This is a genomic window from Microvirga sp. KLBC 81, from assembly GCF_003075415.1.
Lineage (GTDB): Bacteria > Pseudomonadota > Alphaproteobacteria > Rhizobiales > Beijerinckiaceae > Microvirga.
The window spans coordinates 43,715-64,267 of the sequence record NZ_QDAH01000032.1 but is presented as its reverse complement, the minus strand read 5'-3'; the positions used below and the strand labels follow the sequence as shown (position 1 = coordinate 64,267).

General features: G+C 60.8%; 18 protein-coding genes and 1 pseudogene. 11 read left to right on the top strand and 8 right to left on the bottom strand.

Annotated features, from left to right (window positions below; genetic code table 11):
• Positions 1–104: pseudogene (locus DC522_RS36030) on the top strand (flagellar hook associated protein); the annotation flags it as partial.
• A gap of 250 nt (positions 105–354) precedes the next feature.
• On the opposite strand, the gene DC522_RS18830 reads toward DC522_RS36030, so the two are convergent.
• Both DC522_RS18830 and DC522_RS18825 read right to left on the bottom strand, forming a co-directional pair.
• Complete coding sequence (locus DC522_RS18830; protein ID WP_133239311.1) at positions 355–1,353, bottom strand: hypothetical protein; 999 nt, start codon at positions 1,351–1,353, stop codon at positions 355–357.
• A 69-nt stretch (positions 1,354–1,422) separates the two neighbouring features.
• Positions 1,423–1,839: a hypothetical protein gene (locus DC522_RS18825; RefSeq protein ID WP_116530205.1), complete on the bottom strand. Its 417-nt coding sequence runs from the start codon at positions 1,837–1,839 to the stop codon at positions 1,423–1,425.
• A 469-nt stretch (positions 1,840–2,308) separates the two neighbouring features.
• Between DC522_RS18825 and DC522_RS18820 the strand changes: the two genes are divergently transcribed.
• Positions 2,309–3,241 carry a ribokinase gene (locus tag DC522_RS18820; protein WP_116530213.1) on the top strand — a complete coding sequence of 311 codons (933 nt, stop codon included), beginning with the start codon at positions 2,309–2,311 and terminating at the stop codon, positions 3,239–3,241.
• Here the strand turns inward: DC522_RS18820 and DC522_RS18815 are convergent.
• The 6 genes from DC522_RS18815 to xylB form a co-directional block, all read right to left on the bottom strand.
• Positions 3,238–4,488 carry an AGE family epimerase/isomerase gene (locus DC522_RS18815; protein WP_245444301.1) on the bottom strand — a complete coding sequence of 417 codons (1,251 nt, stop codon included), beginning with the start codon at positions 4,486–4,488 and terminating at the stop codon, positions 3,238–3,240. The genes DC522_RS18820 and DC522_RS18815 overlap by 4 nt on opposite strands.
• Before the next feature lie 17 nt (positions 4,489–4,505).
• Positions 4,506–5,456, bottom strand: a complete 951-nt coding sequence (locus tag DC522_RS18810) for a carbohydrate kinase (RefSeq protein WP_116530204.1) — start codon at positions 5,454–5,456, stop codon at positions 4,506–4,508.
• A gap of 64 nt (positions 5,457–5,520) precedes the next feature.
• Complete coding sequence (locus tag DC522_RS18805; protein WP_116530203.1) at positions 5,521–6,459, bottom strand: ABC transporter substrate-binding protein; 939 nt, start codon at positions 6,457–6,459, stop codon at positions 5,521–5,523.
• A gap of 105 nt (positions 6,460–6,564) precedes the next feature.
• Positions 6,565–7,596: a ribose ABC transporter permease gene (locus DC522_RS18800; RefSeq protein ID WP_116530202.1), complete on the bottom strand. Its 1,032-nt coding sequence runs from the start codon at positions 7,594–7,596 to the stop codon at positions 6,565–6,567.
• Complete coding sequence (locus tag DC522_RS18795; RefSeq protein WP_116530201.1) at positions 7,593–9,122, bottom strand: sugar ABC transporter ATP-binding protein; 1,530 nt, start codon at positions 9,120–9,122, stop codon at positions 7,593–7,595. The genes DC522_RS18800 and DC522_RS18795 overlap by 4 nt, the downstream gene beginning before the upstream one ends.
• Before the next feature lie 256 nt (positions 9,123–9,378).
• On the bottom strand, positions 9,379–10,863 hold the full coding sequence (gene xylB / locus DC522_RS18790) for a xylulokinase (RefSeq protein ID WP_116530200.1): 1,485 nt from the start codon (positions 10,861–10,863) through the stop codon (positions 9,379–9,381).
• A gap of 206 nt (positions 10,864–11,069) precedes the next feature.
• Here xylB and DC522_RS18785 point away from each other — a divergent pair, with 206 nt between their 5' ends.
• The 9 genes from DC522_RS18785 (at position 11,070) to DC522_RS18745 (ending at position 20,506) form a co-directional block, all read left to right on the top strand.
• Positions 11,070–12,743 carry a GMC family oxidoreductase gene (locus DC522_RS18785; RefSeq protein WP_116530199.1) on the top strand — a complete coding sequence of 558 codons (1,674 nt, stop codon included), beginning with the start codon at positions 11,070–11,072 and terminating at the stop codon, positions 12,741–12,743.
• A gap of 151 nt (positions 12,744–12,894) precedes the next feature.
• Positions 12,895–13,896 (top strand): AraC family transcriptional regulator, encoded by a 1,002-nt coding sequence (locus DC522_RS18780; protein WP_116530198.1) that lies wholly within the window; start codon positions 12,895–12,897, stop codon positions 13,894–13,896.
• 191 nt (positions 13,897–14,087) lie between these two features.
• Positions 14,088–15,518: an ABC transporter substrate-binding protein gene (locus DC522_RS18775; protein ID WP_116530197.1), complete on the top strand. Its 1,431-nt coding sequence runs from the start codon at positions 14,088–14,090 to the stop codon at positions 15,516–15,518.
• A gap of 108 nt (positions 15,519–15,626) precedes the next feature.
• Positions 15,627–16,508, top strand: a complete 882-nt coding sequence (locus DC522_RS18770; protein ID WP_116530196.1) for a carbohydrate ABC transporter permease — start codon at positions 15,627–15,629, stop codon at positions 16,506–16,508.
• A complete protein-coding gene (locus DC522_RS18765; RefSeq protein ID WP_116530195.1) occupies positions 16,505–17,359 on the top strand; it encodes a carbohydrate ABC transporter permease in 855 nt (284 codons plus the stop codon). Before DC522_RS18770 ends, DC522_RS18765 begins: the two co-directional genes overlap by 4 nt.
• Positions 17,360–17,362: 3 nt before the next feature.
• Positions 17,363–17,569 carry a DUF2160 family membrane protein gene (locus DC522_RS18760; RefSeq protein WP_116530194.1) on the top strand — a complete coding sequence of 69 codons (207 nt, stop codon included), beginning with the start codon at positions 17,363–17,365 and terminating at the stop codon, positions 17,567–17,569.
• Between the two features lie 11 nt (positions 17,570–17,580).
• On the top strand, positions 17,581–18,624 hold the full coding sequence (locus DC522_RS18755) for an NAD(P)-dependent alcohol dehydrogenase (protein WP_116530193.1): 1,044 nt from the start codon (positions 17,581–17,583) through the stop codon (positions 18,622–18,624).
• Positions 18,625–18,637: 13 nt separating this feature from the next.
• Positions 18,638–19,708 (top strand): ABC transporter ATP-binding protein, encoded by a 1,071-nt coding sequence (locus tag DC522_RS18750; protein ID WP_116530192.1) that lies wholly within the window; start codon positions 18,638–18,640, stop codon positions 19,706–19,708.
• A 72-nt stretch (positions 19,709–19,780) separates the two neighbouring features.
• On the top strand, positions 19,781–20,506 hold the full coding sequence (locus tag DC522_RS18745) for an SDR family oxidoreductase (RefSeq protein WP_245444299.1): 726 nt from the start codon (positions 19,781–19,783) through the stop codon (positions 20,504–20,506).
• Positions 20,507–20,553: the final 47 nt, after the last annotated feature.

Sequence of the window (20,553 nt, the reverse complement as noted above, 5' to 3'; positions counted from 1 at the left end):
CCTCGACCCGCAACCAGGCCCTGCAGACCCAGCAGCAGCTCGGCGTCCAGGCCCTCTCCATGGCCAACCAGAACAGCTCCATGGTCCTGCGCCTCTTCCAGTAAGAGTCGCATTACTTAGGCAAAATGGAGCCCCGCCTTGTACAAGGCGGGGCTCTTCTTGTGGAAAAACCAAAACACTTATCTGTATCTGCTTCGGCGGCACTCCTGAGCCTGGTGAGTGGCGGTTCTGAAAATATCCTTCAGAAGCATTCTTGGTGGCGCTCACTCGGCCTGCGTTAGCTTTAGAGTGGCTGCATGATGGCAAGGCCTCGTCAAACCTCGTGAAACCCTCGGGCCAGCTCTGGCGGCCGGTTCAAGACCGGACCATGCCCTTGATCGCACGGGCGACGAAGCCAAGACCTATCTTCGACATCCAGACCTCGAATGTGCTCGGATCGCCGGAGTTGGCGGCCTTGTCGCGACTCTTCAGCCAAGTGCGGCGGCTGGTCGGGATTTGCGCCATGTCGACATCTTTATAGCCGTGCGGAGGCGCGTAGGGCGCGGCATGTCCCGGATGGCTGACATACTGGGCATCGCCCGGATCCATCACGAACCCTGGGTCGCGCTTGCTCGGGGCTGATGATGCTCTCCGATAGATGCGGTTCCCATAGAACACGGTGCCCAGATATTGACCGTCGATGCGGACAATGTCGTTGTCGTTCCAAGGGAACCAGCCGATCCAGTTTCCTTTTTTGTCGAACAGATAGCGGTCGGTTTCCGAAAGGCGGAAGGCGATCCATTCACCCGACGAAGAGAAGTAGTATTTCACCTTTGCGGTGGCTTCCTCGCTCTTCGGACGACGCGCGGGCTTGACGCGCGGGCCTTCGGGGGCAGGAGCCTCCGGCTGAGCATCCTTACCGTCCGCCGATCCAGTGGGAATGGATGAGAGCGGTGGCCGTTTTCCATCGTCCCGATTGGGATTGAGCGGCAGGAGCGAGTGGGTGGACACCCAGCCGATCTCCCGATGCTCCGGGACGACATAGGCACGACCGCCTTCGAGTTCTTCGATACGACAGGGAAACGTCCTTTTGTCGCCGGGCGGGCGATACAGAACTTTCGCTCCGACATTCAATTTGTCGTCTTCTGTACCGTTCGGCGATTGAGCTTCAACGGAGCGGTCAGATGCCGAACCGACGTCCGTGGCGCTCTGATTGGCTGCTTTCGAGCGTTCAACGGCTCCAACGATGAGCCGGGCGACTTCGCGGTGGCGGTTCGTGACTGGCTTTGGCTCCGATCGTGCCCGCTCCGGATACCAATTGCCGCCGATATTGGCGAGCACCTCTGCCACGAGTTTGATTTCTTCTTCGGTCAATTCGCATTCCCCCACAGCGAATCAAGTCTGTTGCGTCTCTTCCGGAACCTGGCAGGCTGGTTGTTTGATCTATGGCCCAGAGGCTTCCGGCTTCGGCAATGAGAGCGTCTGAGTGGACACCCAGCCTATCTCCCGATGCGCCGGGACGAGATAGGCGCGACCGTGTTCCATTTTCTCGATCAAACAGGTGATCGCTCTCTTCTCACCCGGCGGGCGGTAGACGACGGCCGCACCGACGTAAAGCTGGTCGTCTCCCGCGAAGTTGAACGCATTGGCCTCATCGAGATTTTCATAAGGCGAGCCGTCGATCGACTCAGGATCCTGATCTGCGCCTCTGAGTCTATCGAGTTCGGCCAGAATGAGCTGGGCCACGACCCGATGGCGCCTGCTGATCGTCCGAAGTGCTGGACGTGTGCGCTCCGGATACCAGTTGCTGCCCACCTTGGCGAGCAACTCGGCGACGACTTCTACTTTGTCTTCTTTCATTCCTTTAAGGAACCTTATGGATGAGGAAGGCATCGTCGCACGACTTGTAGAGTTAAGCTATAAGCGACGAGCCGTTGTGAAATCGTTTTCTCGAACTGAGGCTTTCCGGCAACGTGGAGAAGGGTCAAACAGTGTTCTGAACACTGTTGCGTTCCACGTTTGATATGTTGCACACTAGAGAGAAGCAAGTTTCTTCAGTTAAAAAAGCCTTCCGAGCTCATAGACGCTTGCGAAGTCACATGGCTACCGCTCGCCTGTTCCGAACAATCTTCTAGAGCATCGGACCCAAAAGTGGACTTGCAGTTTTGGGATTGATCCGATGCTCACTCTCTGCGGGAGCGCATCGTTGGGTGCGGAAAACCGGGTCCACTTTTCCGCACGATGCGCTAGATAGTTCGTAGGCCGAGTGTGAGAGGGCGGGAGAGCCAAGGGCTCTCATGCAGAACCACAATAGATGGGGCAGGGCTCCATGATCACCATCTTCGGATCGATCAACATGGATCTCGTCGCACGGGTGCGGAGCATTGCCCGGCCGGGGGAAACCGTCCTGTCGCGCAGGGCCGACAGTTTCTTCGGCGGCAAGGGAGCCAATCAGGCGGTTGCCGCAGCCAGAATAAGCCGGGAGGGCGCGATCAAGGTCGCCATGGCCGGAGCCGTCGGGCGTGATCCCTTCGGCAAAGCGTGCCTCGACAATCTCACGCGGAACGGTGTCGATGTGGAGGCGATCAAAGTCGTCGATGAGCCGACTGGCTGCGCCTTCATCACGGTCGATGAACATGGAGAGAATGCCATTACGGTGGCCAGCGGCGCGAACCTGGCCGTTCGTGCGCTGGATGTTCCGGAGAGGCTTGTGTCCGATGCTTCCGTCCTCGTTCTCCAGATGGAAGTGCCTCTTGCCGAGAATCTCGACATGGCCCTGCGGGCAAGGCGCGCCGGTGCAACCATCCTCTGGAACTTCGCGCCCGTTCCTGCGGAAACCGAGCGCGCCGCGATGGCTGACATGCTCGCTGCGATCGACGTGCTCGTCGTGAACGAGCACGAGGCGGTGTCTGTTGCCGCCATCATGGGTGAGGAGGTCGACGGCGATTATCTGCGGGCCGCGTGTCTCCTGGCCCACACCTACGGTCTTGTCTGCATCATTACAGCCGGTGCGAAAGGCGCTGTTGCCGTCAGTCCCGACGGCAGGCAGAGCCATGCGGCCGCTCGGCCGGTGACGCCGGTCGACACCACCGGGGCCGGCGATACCTTCGTGGGCGTTCTCGCCTACGGCCTTGCGGAGGGGCGAGAGGTGAGCGAGGCCATGCGACGGGCCTGCGTTGCGGCGTCGTTGTCGTGCCTGACGGCAGGGGCCCAGGCCGGAATGCCATCTCGGGACATGCTGGAAGCGGCTTTGTCCTCTTAACCGTTCGCCTGCGAGATCACCCGCGTCAGGCTTCCCGTTGCGGGAAAGAGTGGAATGAGGCAGGCCTGCAGGGCATGATAGAGATCCGGCTTTCCCGTGAACAAAGAGCTCGCCGGCTGCAGGTCTTCGGAGAGCTCAGGATGCCAGCCGCCTCGTTCATGATCGATCAGGTGACGATCAACGAAACCCCACAGATGCCGATACCACGCCTCGTGAAACTCGCTGGGACCATGCTCGATGAGAAAGGCCGCCGCGCCGATGGCTTCGGCGCAAGGCCACCAGAGTTTCTGCGGCAGGCGCGGCCGGTCATCCCAATCGAGCGCGTAGAAGAAGCCGCCCTTGTCGCGATCCCAGCCGAGCTCGATGGATTGCCGGAATAATTCGCGGGCAGCGTTCGGCATCCAGTCATGGCGCTTGCCGCCGAGCACCCAGAGCTGAAGCAGAAGCCGTGCCCATTCGAGCCAATGCCCAGGCGTCGTGCCGTAGGGACGGAACACATCGTAGCCGCGGTAATCACGGTCCAGAGTCCAATCCGCGTTGAAGTGTTCCGCCACCCGGTAGCCGAGGGATGCGGCATGACGTCCGATGATGAGGCTCGCGATGCGCTCGGCTTTGTCGAGATAAGATTTCTCGCCTGTTGCCTCGAAAGCGGCCATCAACGCTTCCGTGAGGTGCATGTTGGAATTCTGGCCGCGATAGGAGCTGAGCGGCGACCAGTCACGTGCGAATTCCTCGGCGACCGCGCCGTGCTGCTCTTCCCAGAAGCGTTCTTCGAGAACCTGCGAGATGTCCGAGAGAAGCTGATCGGCGAGCGGATGCCCGACAACCTTCGCACTGGAGGCGGCGAGCAGAACGAAGGCGTGTCCATAGGCCTGCTTCGTATCGTCCTTCGGCCCATCGCTATCCAGCGACCAGACATATCCCCCATGCTCTAAATCCCGGTGGTGGTTCCAAAGATAGGTCATGCCGTGATCAACGATCGTCTCGCATCCAGGACGGCCGAGCAGGACGCCGATGGAGAAGCAATGCACCATGCGGGTGGTGTTGTGGATCTGGCGAACGGGATTGCCGCTATCGATGGCGCGTCCCAGGCTGTCGAGATCGAAGAATCCACCTGCCGGATTGATGCTGCGATGCTGGAAAAAATCGAACAGGCTGTTGGCCTGTTCGCCGAGCCATTGCCGGTGGAAAGGGCGAGTGCGCCAGCTCGAGCCGGTTGCGGGAAAAGGAGGGAAGGGCATCTGCATGGTAGTATCCACCTCTGTTAAGCGCTCTCCGCCATGAAGCGGGTCACTTCTTCCCATGCCGGCGGATTGGCGCCCCGCCGCGTGCAGACGATCGCCGCCGCCGCTGCCGCGAAGTCGAGAGCCGCTGTGACTTGCGCCTCACTTAATTCGGCAATGCCCTGCGATGTCAGCAGGCCGTTCGCGTCGAGCCAGGAGAGCAGACCGGCATGGAAGGTATCTCCTGCGCCAACGGTGTCGACCACATCCACGCGAGGCGCCGCACGCTCGACGACGGATCCGCCGAAAATCGCCAGCGGCCCCTCCGCTCCACGCGTCACGATCACGAGCTTCGGGCCGCGCTGAAGCCAGGCCCGTGCAGCCGCGACGAGGTCCAGACCCGGATAGAGCAGTTCGATATCCTCATCGCTGGCCTTGACGATGTCGGCATGGGCAAGAAGCCGCTCGAACCGTTCTCGATAAGCCTGCAGGTCACCGACCACGCGAGGGCGGACATTGGGGTCGAGCGAGATCACGCGCGATCCGGCCTCACGGCGGAGGAGGGTTTCAATGGCGCTGGCGATGGGCTCGACGCCAAGCGCATAGGACGCAGCCGCAATGGCATTGATGCCGGAGGGCAGTTGCGAAGGCAGGGCCTCCGGCCTGAGCGCGCGGTCCGCACTGTCCGGGGCGTAAAAGGAATATTGCGGCTGTCCTGAGGCACTGGTCGCGACGACGCTGAGCGTCGTCGGGTTCGGGCAGCGCTGCAGATAGGATGCGCTCACGCCCGCCTCCGCAAGCTTGCTGGCGAGGAAAACGCCGAATGCATCGTCCGACAGGGTGGACAGGAAGGCGGCGGGGCGGCCCAGGCGGCCGATGCCGATCGCAACGTTGAAGGGGGATCCGCCCGCCACGGCCTCCGCCGAGAGCCCGGTCTGAGAGGGCACTCCGATAAACAGGTCGATCAGGGCTTCGCCACAGACCAGGATCATTCTCGGCTCCACATATGAAAGCGGCGTCGGGTGCCCCGACGCCGCACGATCAGGTACACAAGGCTCAGGAGCGGGGTGCGGACCAGCCCTGATACTGATTGACGTTGTCGCGCGTGATCAGTTTCGAGGGCATTAACGTCACCGCGTTCTCAGGCTTCTTGCCGTTCATGGCATCGTTGGCCAGTTTGACGGCCAATTGCGCCATGGCATAGGGGTCCTGGCTCGATGAGGCCTGGATCATGGGGCTTCCAGGATCCTTCAAAGCGGCCTCGATATCCGGCGCGCCATCGACCGAGGTGATGATGATGTTGCTGCGGTTGAGCTGCTTCGCGGCCAAATTCGTGCCGATGGCCTGAGGATCGTTGATCGCGAACACCGCGTTGATGTCCGGGAAACGGGTGAGGTGGCTCTGCATGACCTGGAGGCCGCCTTCGCGGGAGCCCTTGGCGTCCTGGTCGTCCGAGAGAACCTTGATGCCGCTGTTCTTCGCGAACACCTCCTTGCAGCCCTTCACCCGGTCGATGACCGCCGAAACCTGCGGGCCGTTCTGGATGATGACGTTGCCTTTGCCCTGGAGCTTGTCGACGATGTATTGGCAGGCGATCTGTCCGGCTTGGACATTGTCCGTGGTCACCGTCAGGTCAGCGCCCTTCGCCGCCGTGTCCACCGCGACGACCATGATACCGGCGGCCTGCGCCTTCTTGATCGCAGGTTCAACCGCATTCGGATCGCCCGGATTGAGGAGGATCATGTCGACGCCGGCTGCGATGAAGTTGTCGATCTGAGTGAACTGCTTGTTGAGATCGTAATCATAACCGACCGCCGTCACTTTGGCGTTCGGGTTGATCTTCTTCGCCTCTGCTTCAGCGCCACGGGCAAGCGCGACGAAGAACGGGTTGCCCATGGAGCCGAGCGAGATGCCGATGGATTTCAGCTCCTTGGCTTCAGCAGAGCCGGCACTGAGGGCCGCGGCGGCAACGGCCGCGAGAAGAAGGCGTTTCATGTGTGTTCCTCCACGTCGTTTCGGTCTTTGTTGCGCCGCGTCGGCCCGACCAGCTCCGAACGCGGTAATCCTGCGGCACATGGGTAATCCTGCGGCACATGCTTGCTACGTGCGCGCGGAGCCTTTCAGGCGATAGCGGTCGAGGGCCACCGCGCCGATGATGACGAGACCCTTGATGATGAACTGCCAGATGTCGGAGACGCCGACGAGAATGAGGCCGTTCGACAGGACCGCGATGATGAGCGCGCCGATGAGCGTGCCCCAGATCGACCCGATGCCGCCAACGAAGCTCGTGCCGCCGAGAATGACGGCTGCGATGGCGTCGAGCTCATAGGATTGCCCGAGCTGCAGGCCGTTGGCTGCGTAAAGGCGTGCGGCCGACATCACGCCGCCCAAGCCGCTGGTGAGGCCGGAGACGCAATAGACGAAGAGAAGCACGGCCCAGACCTTGATGCCGGTCAAACGCGCTGCGTCCGGATTGCCACCGACCGCGTAGATGTGAACGCCAAGCACCGTCCGGCGTAAGATGAACCAGGACACCAGCACGACCACGATGGCGATCACCACCAGCCAGGGAATACCGAAGAGATAGCCGTTGCCGATGAAGGCGAAGGGAAGTTCAGGGTTGAACTGCGTGGTGTCGTTGCCGAGCAGGCGCGCGAAACCGCGCACGGCCGTCAACGAGCCGAGCGTCACGATGAAGGGCGGGAGCCGTGCAAAGGCGATGAGCGCTCCGTTGATGAACCCGAGGGCGAGACCCATCAGCAGAGCGGCCGGGATTCCCAGCATGCCCCAGTCAGGAATCTTCGACCCCAGGATCGCAACCATCGCGGCGGCGGCAAGGATCGAGCCGACCGACAAATCGATGCCGCCGGTGAGAATGACGAAGGTCATGCCAGCCGCAAGCACCGTATTGATCGAGGCTTGCTGCGCCACGATAGAGAGGTTCTGGAGGCTCAGGAAACGACCCGACATGAGCTCGAAGACAATGCCGAGAATGATGAGCACCGGCAGCATGCCGATGGCCTGCAGGGTGGATCGCCAGGCAAGGCGTCGCTGCAGGCTCTGCGTGCCTGAATCGACGCCAGCCGCTCCTGAAGTCTGGAGAGATGCGCTGGTCTCATTGGGAGATGTCATGCGGCGGCTTCCTTTACCCCCGTCGCGATGGCGACGATGTTTTCCTGCGTGATCGGCGGATGGCCGACCCCACCGACCTCACCGGCGATCCTTCCTTCGCGCATCACCAATACGCGGTCGCAGATACCTACGATTTCCGGAAGTTCGCTCGATATGACGATGACGCCGACGCCACGCCGCACCAGCTCGTCGATCAGCCGGTAGATCTCGGATTTCGCGCCGATATCGACGCCGCGCGTCGGCTCGTCGAGAATGAGCACCCGGGGCTTGGTTTCGAGCAGGCGCGAGAGCAGAACCTTCTGCTGGTTGCCGCCGGAGAGGCTGCCGACGGGAACGATATCTCCGGCAACGCGGATCCCAAGCGCTTTGATGGCAGCAGCTGCCCGCGCCTTGGCCGCTTTGAGGTTCAGCACCTTTCCGACCCGTGAATCCCGCTCCAGAACGTTCAGATTGACGTTCTCGCGCACCGTCATATCGAGGAAGAGACCAAGGTGCTTCCTGTCCTCGGTCAGATAGACGATGCCGGCCTCGATCGCATCCTCGGGGCGACGGATGGAGAGGGGCTTTCCCTGAAGGGTGATCTCGCCGCTCGTCCGGCGGTCGGCTCCGTAAATGAGGCGGGCAAGCTCAGTGCGCCCGGCCCCGACAAGCCCTGCAATCCCGAGCGTCTCTCCCAGGTGAAGATCGAAGGAGCACTCGTGCACGCGCTGACCATCTCCCATATCGCGGACGGAGAAGATCACCGGGCCTCGGCTGCCTTTTGCGTCATGGTCCTTCTTGTAGAAGGAGGACAGATCGCGGCCCACCATCATCCGGACCAAACGCTCGGCCGAAATTTCGTCCCGTTCGAGCGTGCCGACATAGGTTCCATCCCGCAGCACCGAGACACGGTCGGCAAGCTCGTAGACCTCGGCCATGCGGTGGCTGATATAGATGATGGCCATGCCTTCCGCTCGAAGCTGCCGCACGAGCGCGAACAGGGCTTCCGTTTCTCGGGACGAGAGGGACGTGGTCGGCTCGTCCATGATCAGGATGCGGGCATTGGCGATAAGCGCGCGGGCGATCTCAACCAACTGCCGCTCGGCCATCGACAATGCGCTGACCTTCGTCGAGGGGCCGAACGTAACCCCCAGTTTGGTGAGCACGGTGCGGCAGGCATTCTCCATCGAGCCGCGGTCGATCATGGGGCCGCTGCGATGCTCACGCCCCAGCAGCATGTTTTCCGCGACGGACAGGTTCGGTGCGAGGGAGAGTTCCTGATAGATGGTCGAGATGCCGTGATGGAGAGCGGCGAGGGGAGAGTTGATGATCACCGGCTTGCCGTCGATGCGGATCTCTCCGCCGCTATCGGCATGATAGGCCCCTGAGAGAATCTTCATCAGGGTCGATTTGCCGGCCCCGTTCTCGCCCATGAGGGCATGGATCTCACCAGGATATATTGTGAGCGACACATCGGAGAGGGCTCGCACGCCGGGGAAGGTTTTCGAGATCCCGGACATTTCGAGGATCGGAGATGATCCTGTCATAGATCCTCCCTTGGCGGTATCCCGCCAGTGCGGGCGATGGGAGACTTATCGGGAAGGAGAGGATTGCCGGAAGGCCGCTCATGGACAGCAGGAAGCACGCCGTCCCTGGCTGCACCAGGAGCGGCAGCGGTGGAATGTGGGGGTGTGACGACAGAGCCCCGGTCCACGGTTCTTTCCTCCCTGACGTCCCCGGCTTGACGATGAGGCGGTTTGTTCGTTCAGGATGAGAGAAGACTAGGGCCGCTCAAATCAACTTTCAATCGCCACCTGACAGGGCGTGCTTGAACTCCGGCTTGAGAGCACGATAGAGGCGACGGAAGTTCTCGATGCGTGGGCTATAGAGTTCCGCAAGGTGAGATTCCGGCTCGATCGTCTCAAGCACTGCAGGCGCTGAGCAGACAGCCTCCGGAGGCTCCCCGGTCGCTGCCAGCCGCGCCAGCCGCGCGGCGCCGAAAGCGGGCCCTTTATCGCCCCCTTCATAGCGGACAAGCCGGATGTTCAGGACGTTGGCGAGAATGCGCGCCCAGAAGGCACTGCGAGATCCGCCGCCGATCAGGCCCGCGTAAGAGAGTTGCGTGCCTGCGTGCTCAAGGCATGCCTTGGCATCGGCGAAACTGAAAGCGACACCTTCCAGAACGGCCTGCACCAGATCCGTCCGTTGCGTTTCGGGGGAAAGTCCGAAGAAGACGCCGCGCGCATAAGCGTCGTTGTGGGGCGTGCGTTCTCCTGCGAGATAGGGCAGGAAGAGCAGGGAGGAGGGCTTGCGGGAGATGTCTTCAGTCTGCCGCAGAAGGTCAGCGATATCCGTCTTGAGCAGCTCCGCCACCCAAGCGAGGCAGCTTGCTCCGTTGAGCATCGCCGCCATCTGGAACCAGCGATCAGGAAGACCATGGCAGAAGGAATGCACCAGGGCCTCGGGCGCGGGGCTGAATGCCCTCGTGGTGACGAAGAGTTGGCCCGATGTCCCGAGTGAGATGAAAGCCGCTCCGTCCTCAACCGCTCCCAGCCCGACCGCGCCCGCTGCCACATCGCCCGCACCACCGGCAACGACGATCTCGCCGCTCAAGCCCCATTGCCGCGCCAGTTCCGGACGCAAGCTGCCGGACGGGTCCGATCCCTCGAGCAATGCGGGCATATAGGAGCGATCCAGCCCTGTTGCCGCGAGTGCCTCGTCGGACCACGATCGCGCGGCCTCATTCAGCCACCAGGTGCCCGCTGCATCCGACATGTCGGTTGCGAGGCGGCCCGTCAGTTTCAGCCGGATGTAGTCCTTCGGCAGAAGAACCTTTCGGGCGGCCCGAAATGTCTCCGGCTCATGCCGCTGAAGCCAGAGGAGCTTCGGGGCCGTGAGGCCGGGCATCGGGAGCACGCCCATGACTCGCGAGAGGCCAGGGTGCTTTCTTTCAAGCTCCTCCGCCTCCTGGAACGAGCGGCCATCGTTCCAGAGAATGGCCGGGCGCAGGGGCTGATCGTTCTCATCGAGCAGGACAGCGCCATGCATCTGTCCCGAGAGGCCAATCCCTTTGACGTCGGTGAAGGCTTCCGGTGCCAGGCTGCGTAATCGCGTGATGGCGGCTTGGACCGCTTGCCACCATACTTCAGGATCCTGCTCGGACCAGAGATCGCGTGCGCGGGAGATCGCCAGAGGGATTTCCGTCTCGCCTATGGCAAGCTGACGCTCATCGACGACGATCGCCTTGACCGCCGAAGTGCCGATATCGATGCCGAGATAATGAGACACGCCTGCGCTCCATGAGAGGCCCGCCTGAGAAGTCTGAGTGGAGAGTCAATGATGCTGACCCGGCTTGTCTTTGACCCATACTTTAATTTCGCATTGCGATCAAAAAAGTACAGATCAGGTGCAGTTATGGCTGTAGTCGGCAACAGATCGGCATCGTAGGCTTTCGATCAAATCCTTCGTTGAGGAAGAAGGCAGGTCGGAACCTCATGGTGGCTTCAGGTCCAACACCGAGTTACGATTTCATCATCGCGGGCGGGGGCTCCTCCGGATGCGTGGCGGCCACGCGGCTCGTTCGCGACTTCGGCTGTCGCGTGCTTCTCATCGAGCGAGGACCGGCGAGGACGGCCTCCATCATGCGCATGCCGGCGGGCTACATGAAATATCTCGCCCGGGATGACTTCCTCGAGATGCATCAGACCATGCCGCAGCAACGTCTCGGCGGACGGGCGCCTATCGTGCCTCAGGCCAAGGTTCTTGGCGGTGGCAGTGCCGTGAACGCGATGGTCTATATGCGCGGTCAGCGCGAAGATTATGACGGCTGGGAAGCCTATCTCGGGGAGGGTTCCGGCTGGTCATACGCCGATGTGCTGCCTCACTTCAAAGCACTGGAGCGGAATACCAGATTCAACAATGCCTATCATGGCATAGACGGAGACCTGTTGGTCTCCGATCCAGGCAGCCTGTGCGACATGACCGAGGATTACATCCTCGCGGCACAAGGGCTGGGCCACCCCTATAACCCGGATTTCAACGGTGAACGCCAAGCCGGCGTCGGCGTGATGCAGCATACGATGGGCCGTGGGGCCAACGGGCGGATGGTGCGCTGCGATGCCGTATCGGCGTTCCTGTCTCAGGTCATGGCCGATCCGCGCCTGACCGTTGTGACCGATGCCCTGGTAACGAGAATCCTGATCGAGGCAGGCCGCGCCACCGGCGTGGAATACAGCCTCAACGGCAATATGGTGCGCGCCTATGCTGACCGCGAAGTGCTGGTTGCGGCAGGAACATACAATACGGCGAAGCTGCTCATGTTGTCAGGCCTCGGTCCGGCCGAACATCTCAGAGAGCATGGTGTCCGAGTGGTTGCCGACCTGCCCGGGGTAGGGGCCAACCTGCAGGATCACCATGAGGTGCCGCTGATTGCGTCCACCAATCGGCCGAGCGGATATTTCGGTCAGGACAAAGGCTGGCGCATGGTGCGCAACGGCCTGCAGTATATTTTGTTCGGCACCGGGCCGGTCACGACGACCGGGATCGAATCCTGCCTGTTCTATGATCCGGATGGGGAAGAGCGGCCGACCATTCAACTGTATTGCGCGCCCATCGTTTATCTCGACCGCGACGTATCGAGCGCCAAGCCGACCTATGGCGTTACGCTGACCTCATGCCTGCTGCGGCCCAAAGCGCGAGGAAGCGTCCGGCTACGCTCTTCAAATCCTGCGGATAAGCCCGTCGTCGATGCGAATTTCTTCGGCCATCCTGACGATCTGCGCCTGACGCTGGCCTCGCTTCGGCATGCCCGGAAACTGCTGGCGACAAAACCGATCGGGCCGAAGATTGCGCAGGAGCTGCTGCCGGGAGCCGATGTCGAAAGCGATGAAGCCCTCATTCAGTACTGCGGGAAGACCGTCAAAACCAATTACCACCCTTCCGGTACTGCCCGAATGGGGCCTGATGACGACCTGATGGCCGTGCTCGACAGCCGGATGCGCGTCCGCGGTGTCGATGCCCTGCGCGTGATCGACTGCTCCGCTATACCGTTCATCCCGTCCGCAAACACCAATGCGGCAGCATTGATGCTTGGGCATCGTGCGGCTGAGTTCGTTGCAAACCCTAGCCATCAGCCTGCCGAGGATCGACAGTACGAAACCTTATCCTAGAACTAACACTGGCGTCGAAAGCCTGTGCCCAGCCTGCGTATTCGGCTCAAACTGACAGCCGCGGCTCCGTCAAAGGAGACGTGGAACGATAACCGCCAAAGAGCGGATTTTAAGAGGAAACGGCCTGCTGTACCTATGGAGGGCGGCGAGAATGGAACGCAAATCAGTCCCTGTGTATGAGGTTATCGTCTTTCCGCCATCCGCATCGTTCCGGTGGAACGTTCACGACTATCCTCACCACCTGGCGAAGTGGCATTACCACGTAGAGTATGAGCTCCACCTGATCCAGAATTCCTCCGGCACGATGATGATCGGCGACTATGTCGGTCCCTTCGAGCCTGACTGCCTTGTCCTGACAGGCCCGAATTTGCCCCACAACTGGTTGAGCGACACCGGTAACCTGACCATTCCCGATCGGGACATGCTGATTCAGTTCAGCCCTGAATGTGCCGACCGCATCTGCACGAACTTTCCCGAGTTCGAGGAGGTGCAGCTGCTTATGTCGGATGCCGCATTCGGCCTGTTGTTTTCGGGAGATACGGCACGAAAGGGAGCTTCTCTGCTCCGGCAGATCGGCCCCGCTCAAGGCGCCCAGCGCATGATCCTGTTCCTGGAGCTCCTGGCGACATTGGCCAGGAACCCTTCCGAGCGGAAAACGCTCTCTCACCGCGCTCCCGCCGCAACCATACCGTCGCGCCCGTCGGAGAGGGCCGAGCGCGCGATCAACTACATCCACAACAACTACTTCTCCGATATCCATCTGACGACCGTTGCGCAGCTCTGCGGCATGGAGCCGAGCGCCTTCTCCCGCTTCTTCAAAAAGCAGACGGGTCATACCTTCGCGAAATACGTCAACCAGACGCGCATCTATTCGGCCTGCACGCTGCTCGCCCACACGGATCGATCCGTGACCGAGATCTGCTTCGATGTGGGCTTCAACAATATAGCGAACTTCAACCGCCAGTTCGTGAAGTTCTGCGATCAGACGCCATCCGCATACCGGCGAACGGCGCGTCGATGCACAACGCCTGCTCCGGCCTCGATCCAGGAAAGCATTTTTATGGCCGCCAGATACGGATCGAACGCCTCTCCGGACAAAAAAGTACAGGTCCCGATGAGCAGAGGCGTGGAAGCATTCGCTGGCGCTGAATAGATTTTCTACGGAGGCCGCACGAGACATGCGTGCGACTTCCGGGAGGCAAATTCAGAAGACCATGTTCTGATTTGCTCGCCTCGCCTGACAAAACAATACCGCCCGCCCCCCAAGGAGGGGCGTCGCATCTTTGATCTCAAGGATAACGACCGCGGGTCTTCCTTGAGAGGAAGTTCGGGAGGGAAAACGCGATGTATCACTTCAAAAGCCTGATAGCCTCGACACTCACGGCAGCTTTGCTCTCAAGCACGACGCCGGCGTTCGCCGATTTCTGGTCGGATGCGGCGAAGGGATTGGCGGGCACGACCATTCGAGGCATCTCCGAGAGTACGCCGCCGTCCAACTATGCCAAGGATGTGCTGGGTCCTGCCTTCACGAAGGCAACCGGCATCAAGGTCGAGTTCGAGGCGACGTCCTGGGATCAGATGTACGATAAGGCGATCAAGGACATGGAAGCCAATACCGGCATCTATGACTTCGTCTATATCGAGCAGGACATCATCTACAGCTATCTCGCCCGCAACTTCCTGGTCGATATCACGCAAGCGCTGAACGAGAACCCCAATCTCAAGTCGCCGACCTTCGACCCGACGAAGTTCACGAGCTTCATCGACAACTTCAAGAACGACAAGGGCAACCTGTTCGGCGTCCCGATGGAAGCCTTCATCAAGGTTTACCTGTACCGCAAGGACCTGTTCGACGATCCCAAGGTCAAAGAGGCTTACAAGGCGAAATACGGCGCGGATCTCGCGCCTGCGAAGGATCACAAAGAATATCGCCAGATCGCCGAATTCTTCACCGAATGGGGCAAGTCCAGCGGCCAGGAGATCTTTGGAACCACCGTTCAGGCGGCCTCCGGCCATCCCGCTGCGGTCTACGAAGTCGTCGAAAGCATCTTCCCCACCTACGGCGTCTATAACTGGGGTATCGATACCAAGACCTATGGCGCTTCGGTTGCGAATGGCGGCCGCATGAACAGCCCTGAGGCCAAGGCCGCTCTGACCTGGTGGATCGGAAATCTTGCTTATGCTCCGCCGGAATCGACCTCCAGCACGTGGGACGAGGTTGCTGCAACCTTCGCAGCAGGCCGGGCCGCACAGGGGCTGGTCTATGGCGAGAACGCAGCCTGGATTGCGACCGACGACAAGAAGTCGACGGTGGTCGGCAAGGTCGGCGTGGCGCTTCCGCCCGTGCAACCCGGCGTGATGGATCAGGCCGCCTCGGGTGCGGGATATATCGGCTACTATGACGGCGGCGCCTTCGGCATTCCGCATTCGTCGAAGAACAAGAAGGCCGCTCTTCTCTGGCTGCAGTACATCGGTCAGGACTCCGTCCAGACGGATTGGGCGCTTGCCGGGTCGCGCATCACGCACAAGGCGACCTACGACGACCCGAAGGTGCAGGCGCAAGACAAGAAGGTCGACGGCTATTACACCTTGATGCGCGAGAAGGGACCGCTCTTCCGTGGCGCGCCTCCTTTCCCGTTCCACAACCAGGTCCGCGAGGCGATCGCTCCCTTCATCTACCAGGCGATCACAGGCGAGCTGAAGCCTGACGAGGCGCTCGACAAGGCCGCCGCGGCAGCCGACGCCGAATTGAAGAACCTCGGCTACCGCAAGTAATGCGCCCTTCCTTTTGGGCTATCAAGGCCACCGTGCTTTTTGTGCGGTGGCCGTTAAACCCCAAATTCCCCGGTCGAGTTTTCGCGACCGGACGGCAGGAGCATCAGGATGCGTGCGAATTCGGTGGGATGGCTGTTTCTCGCGCCGACCCTCCTCATTTTGTTCGTCTTCGGGGTCATTCCGTTCCTCTATGTTCTCGTCATAGGGTTCATGAACTGGAACAGTTTTGCGGCGAATCCGGATATGCAATTCGCCTGGGCCGAGAACTTCAGGCGCCTCGTCTTCGACGATCAGTTTCTGTACTCGCTCTGGCTGACGCTCAAGTTTGCCTTCTTCGCGGTCCTCAGCGAGATCGTGCTCGGCTATTTCCTCGCTCAGCTCTTCATGAAAGACTTCCCGGGCAAAGGTTTCTTTCGCACCATCCATACGCTGCCGCTCGTGATCGCCCCGATTGCCGTCGGCGCCACGTGGCGTCTTCTGACGGTGCCCGGCCTCGGACCGTTGCCGTTTTACCTGAATCGGTGGTTCGGGTATGAATTCAACATCAGCCGGTATATCGACCAGGCCTTCTTCACGACGGTCGTCATGGATGTGTGGCACTGGACGCCGCTCGTCACGCTGACGCTGCTCGCTGCACTGTCGTCCCTGCCGAAGGAACCTTTCGAGCAGGCCCAGATCGATGGCGCGAACCGCTTCCAGATCTTCTGGCATATCACCCTGCCGCTGCTGAAGCCCGCCATTCTCGCCACGGTTTTCATTCGGATGATGGATGCATTGCGCACCGTGGATGAGGTCTGGATGCTGACTGGCGGCGGCCCGGGCGCTGCCACGCGGTATATCGGCCTTCACATCTGGCGCGTCGTCTTTCCGAAGACCGACTACGGCTACGGGTCGGCGATGTCGCTGATCACACTCTATCTCACGATCGTCATGTGCTGGATGCTCTATGCGGGTCTGGTGGCACGGCGTGATTTGAAGAGGGCGGAATGATGCGTCAGTTACGCAAGAGAGCTTCTGCATCGCTCGTGTCCATCCTGTTCTGGACGCTGTCGAGCATCGTCACGCTGCTCCCGATCTACTGGATGTTTGCAGTCTCCGCGAAGAGCCGCGTTCAGCTGTTCGGAAGCCCGAACTTCGTGATTTCGAGCTTCTTCACGGAGAACTACACGAGCACACTGGCCGATGCGGCCTTCCAGCGGTATATGGTCAATTCCATCGTGGTCGCCACGGCGAACGCTTTGCTCGTCACCACCTTGGCCCTGCTCGCCACCTATGCTCTGTCCCGGTACAAGCTGCCAGGGAAGGAGAATCTCTTTTTCTGGACCATCACCAACCGCATGGCGCCTCCCGCGGTATTCCTCCTTCCGCTGTTTCTTCTCTACACCCAGGTCTTCGTCGTGGCTGATGTGAAGCTGTTCGACACGAAGATCGGCCTGATACTCCTGTACTGCGTCTTCAATCTCCCCTTTGCGATTTGGACGCTGAGAGGGGTGATCGACGGAATTCCGAAAGAGCTCGACGAGGCCGCCTTCGTGGACGGAGCCAATACGTGGCAGGTCTTGACCAAGGTCATCCTGCCTCTGGCGAAGCCGGGTCTCGCGGTGACGGGAATTCTCACCTGGGTCTTCGCGTGGAACGAGTACCTGTTCGCAGCGACGCTGACCAGCGTGCATGCGCGCACCATCACGACGGGACTTGCCGAGTTCGTGACCGTCACCGGCACGAACTGGGGAAGAATGGCAGCGACCGCGATGTTGACCCTTGTGCCGGCTCTTCTCGTGCTTGGTCTCGCGCAGCGTCACATCGTGGCGGGTCTCACCTTCGGCGCTGTCAAGGAGTGATGCATGAGTGACGACATCGATAGACCTGTCGTGGAGCGCCGTGGCTTCCTTCCGATTGAGACAAATGCCTTTGATCGGATCTTCATTGCGGTCCTTCTGTTCGTTGCCTTGCACTTGCTCTGGATGCGCTTTCTCGAGGCGGATCTTCCCCTCATGGTGGCTACGGTTCTGTCGCTGGTCCTTGGGGTCATCATTGTCATGCGCGGGTAGGAGGACCTTCGATGAAAGCGCTCGTTCTTGAGGAAAAGGGAAAGCTCGCCCTTCGTGATCACATCGTCGAAGAGGAGCTTGGGCCGCGCGATGTCCGCATCCAGCTGAAGGTCGTTGGCGTCTGCGGCAGCGACGTTCATTACTATACGCATGGCGCCATCGGACCGTTCGTCGTTCGGGAGCCGATGGTCCTCGGCCATGAGGCGGCCGGTGTCGTCACCGAAGTCGGCTCTGCCGTCCGCGAGCTCAAGGTGGGCGACCGTGTCTGCATGGAGCCGGGGATCCCTGACCCGACGAGCCGTGCAACGAGGCTCGGATTGTACAACCTCGATCCTGCGGTCAGGTTCTGGGCGACGCCTCCGATCCACGGCGTTCTCAGGCCCAGTGTCGTCCATCCGGCTGATTTTACCTTTAAGCTGCCCGACAACGTGTCCTTCGAGGCAGCGGCCATGGTCGAGCCCTTGGCCGTTGGTGTGCATGCCGCGATCAAGGCCCGGGTCAAGCCCGGTGACATCGCCGTTGTCACCGGCGCGGGTCCGATTGGCCTGGTCACGGTTCTCGCGGCGCTCGCGGCTGGCTGTGCCCGTGTCATCGTCAGCGATGTCGATGACGACAAGCTGGCCATCGCCGCGAAATTGGGCCCGGTGACGCCTGTGAATGTGCGCAGCCGCGATCTCACTGAGGCGGCACGCGCGGAAACGGACGGGTGGGGAGCCGATATCGTCTTCGAATGCTCCGGCAACGAGAAGGCCGCAGCCGATGTCTTCGATCCGCTCTGCCCGGGCGGCTGTGTGGTCTATGTCGGCATTCCGCTGGAGCCCATCGCTTATGATGTCGCCAAGGCCCAGGTGAAGGAAGCCCGTGTCGAACACGTGTTCCGTTACGCTCATGTCTTCCCGCGCTGCATCGCCATGCTGTCATCGGGCTCTATCGACGTGAGCCCTCTGATTACCCGCACTTTTCCCTTCTCCAGGAGCGTTGAGGCCTTCGAATACGCAGCCTCGGCCCCGAAGGGGGAGGTGAAAATCCAGATCGATATGCAAGATCAAGCCTGACGAGGAAAAGAACATGGCGCCAGTCTCCATCAGCAATGTCAGGAAGCGTTACGGGTCTGCCGAGGTGATCCACGGCGTTTCCGTGGATATCAACGACGGCGAGTTCGTCATTCTCGTCGGCCCCTCCGGCTGCGGGAAGTCGACCCTGCTGCGAATGGTTGCGGGGTTGGAAGAGATTTCGTCCGGTGATGTCCGGATCGGCGGAAGGGTCGTGAACGACAAGCCGCCGAAGGACCGGGATATTGCGATGGTCTTCCAGAACTACGCGCTCTATCCCCACATGACCGTCTACGACAACATGGGCTTCTCCCTCAGACTGAAAGGGCGGCCCGCGTCGGAGATCGATACGAAGGTCAAGCATGCGGCGGCTATTCTCGATCTTGAGAAACTGCTCAATCGTTATCCGCGCCAGCTTTCCGGCGGCCAGCGCCAGCGCGTCGCCATGGGCCGGGCCATCGTGCGCGACCCGCAGGTGTTCCTGTTCGACGAGCCGCTCTCCAACCTCGACGCGAAGCTGCGCGTGCAGATGCGTGTGGAGATCAAGGAACTGCACCAGCGGCTGAAGACCACCACGATCTATGTCACCCACGACCAGATCGAGGCCATGACCATGGCCGACAAGATCGTGGTGATGCATGATGGCGTGGTGGAGCAGATCGGCGCGCCGCTGGAGCTCTACGACCGGCCTAGGAACCTGTTCGTGGCGGGTTTCATTGGATCACCTGCGATGAACTTCATCGAGGGGCAGGTTGCGCTCGTCAATGGCCAACCGATCGTGAAGACGCTTGACGGCATTGCTCTTCCGGTATCGGTTCCACCGGCACAGCTCAAGGAGGGGCAAAGGGTCGTCTATGGCATCCGCCCAGAGCACATCACCCTGGGCGGGGGTGGTCATGCGGCAAACGTCTCGGTGATCGAACCAACAGGGTCGGAGACGCAGGCCTTCATGAAGCTCGGCACGAACCCGCTGGTAGGCGTCTTCCGGGAACGCTTTTCTGTGCATCCGGGCGAGCGCCTCGATATCCGGCTCGATCCCGAGAAGGCGCATCTCTTCGATAAGGACACCGGGCAGAGATTGTCCTGAGATTGCAAGCCTCATGACAGGCTCCATTGTTGTCGCCGATGGCGGATTTACGTGCTGGTGAGGAACGAATCCATGGAATTCGAAGGCAAGAGCGTTCTCGTGACGGGAGCCGGCAAGGGCATTGGCCGGGCAACGGCCAAGCTCTTGGCCGAGCGTGGGGCCAAAGTCGTTGCGATGACCCGGACGAAGGAGGATCTCGACAGCCTGGAGAGTGAAATCGGCTGCCGGTCCATTGTCGTCGATCTCGCTGATGCGGCGGCGACGCGAGAGGCGGCACGAGCCGCCTTGCCGGTCGACTACCTGGTGAATTGCGCCGGAGCGACGGCGCTCGATCCTTTCCTCGAAGTGACGACGGAGACGTTCGACTGGCTCTACGCGGTCAATACGCGTGCACCCATGATCGTGGCCCAGGAATATGCGCGGGATCGGGTCGCGCGCGAGCTGCCTGGGTCGATCGTGAATGTCTCGTCGATTTCATCCTTCATCGGGTTTGCCGATCATGCCGCCTATTGCGCTTCAAAAGGGGCGCTCGATGCCTTGACGCGCGTGATGGCGAACGAACTCGGGCGCCACAAGATCAGGGTGAATGCCATCAACCCGACGGTCACGCTCACGCCGATGGCGACAAAGGCCTGGAGCGATCCCGAAAAGGCGGGACGCATGCTCTCGCGCATTCCGCTCGGGCGGTTTGCCGATCCTGACGATGTCGCGGAGGTCATTCTCTACCTACTGAGTGACCGCGCCGCGATGCTGAACGGCCTTGCGATGCCGGTCGATGGTGGCTTCATGATTAACTGATCTGGGCGCTGCCCGTCGATATCCGAAGGTTAAACGATAGGTTCAGG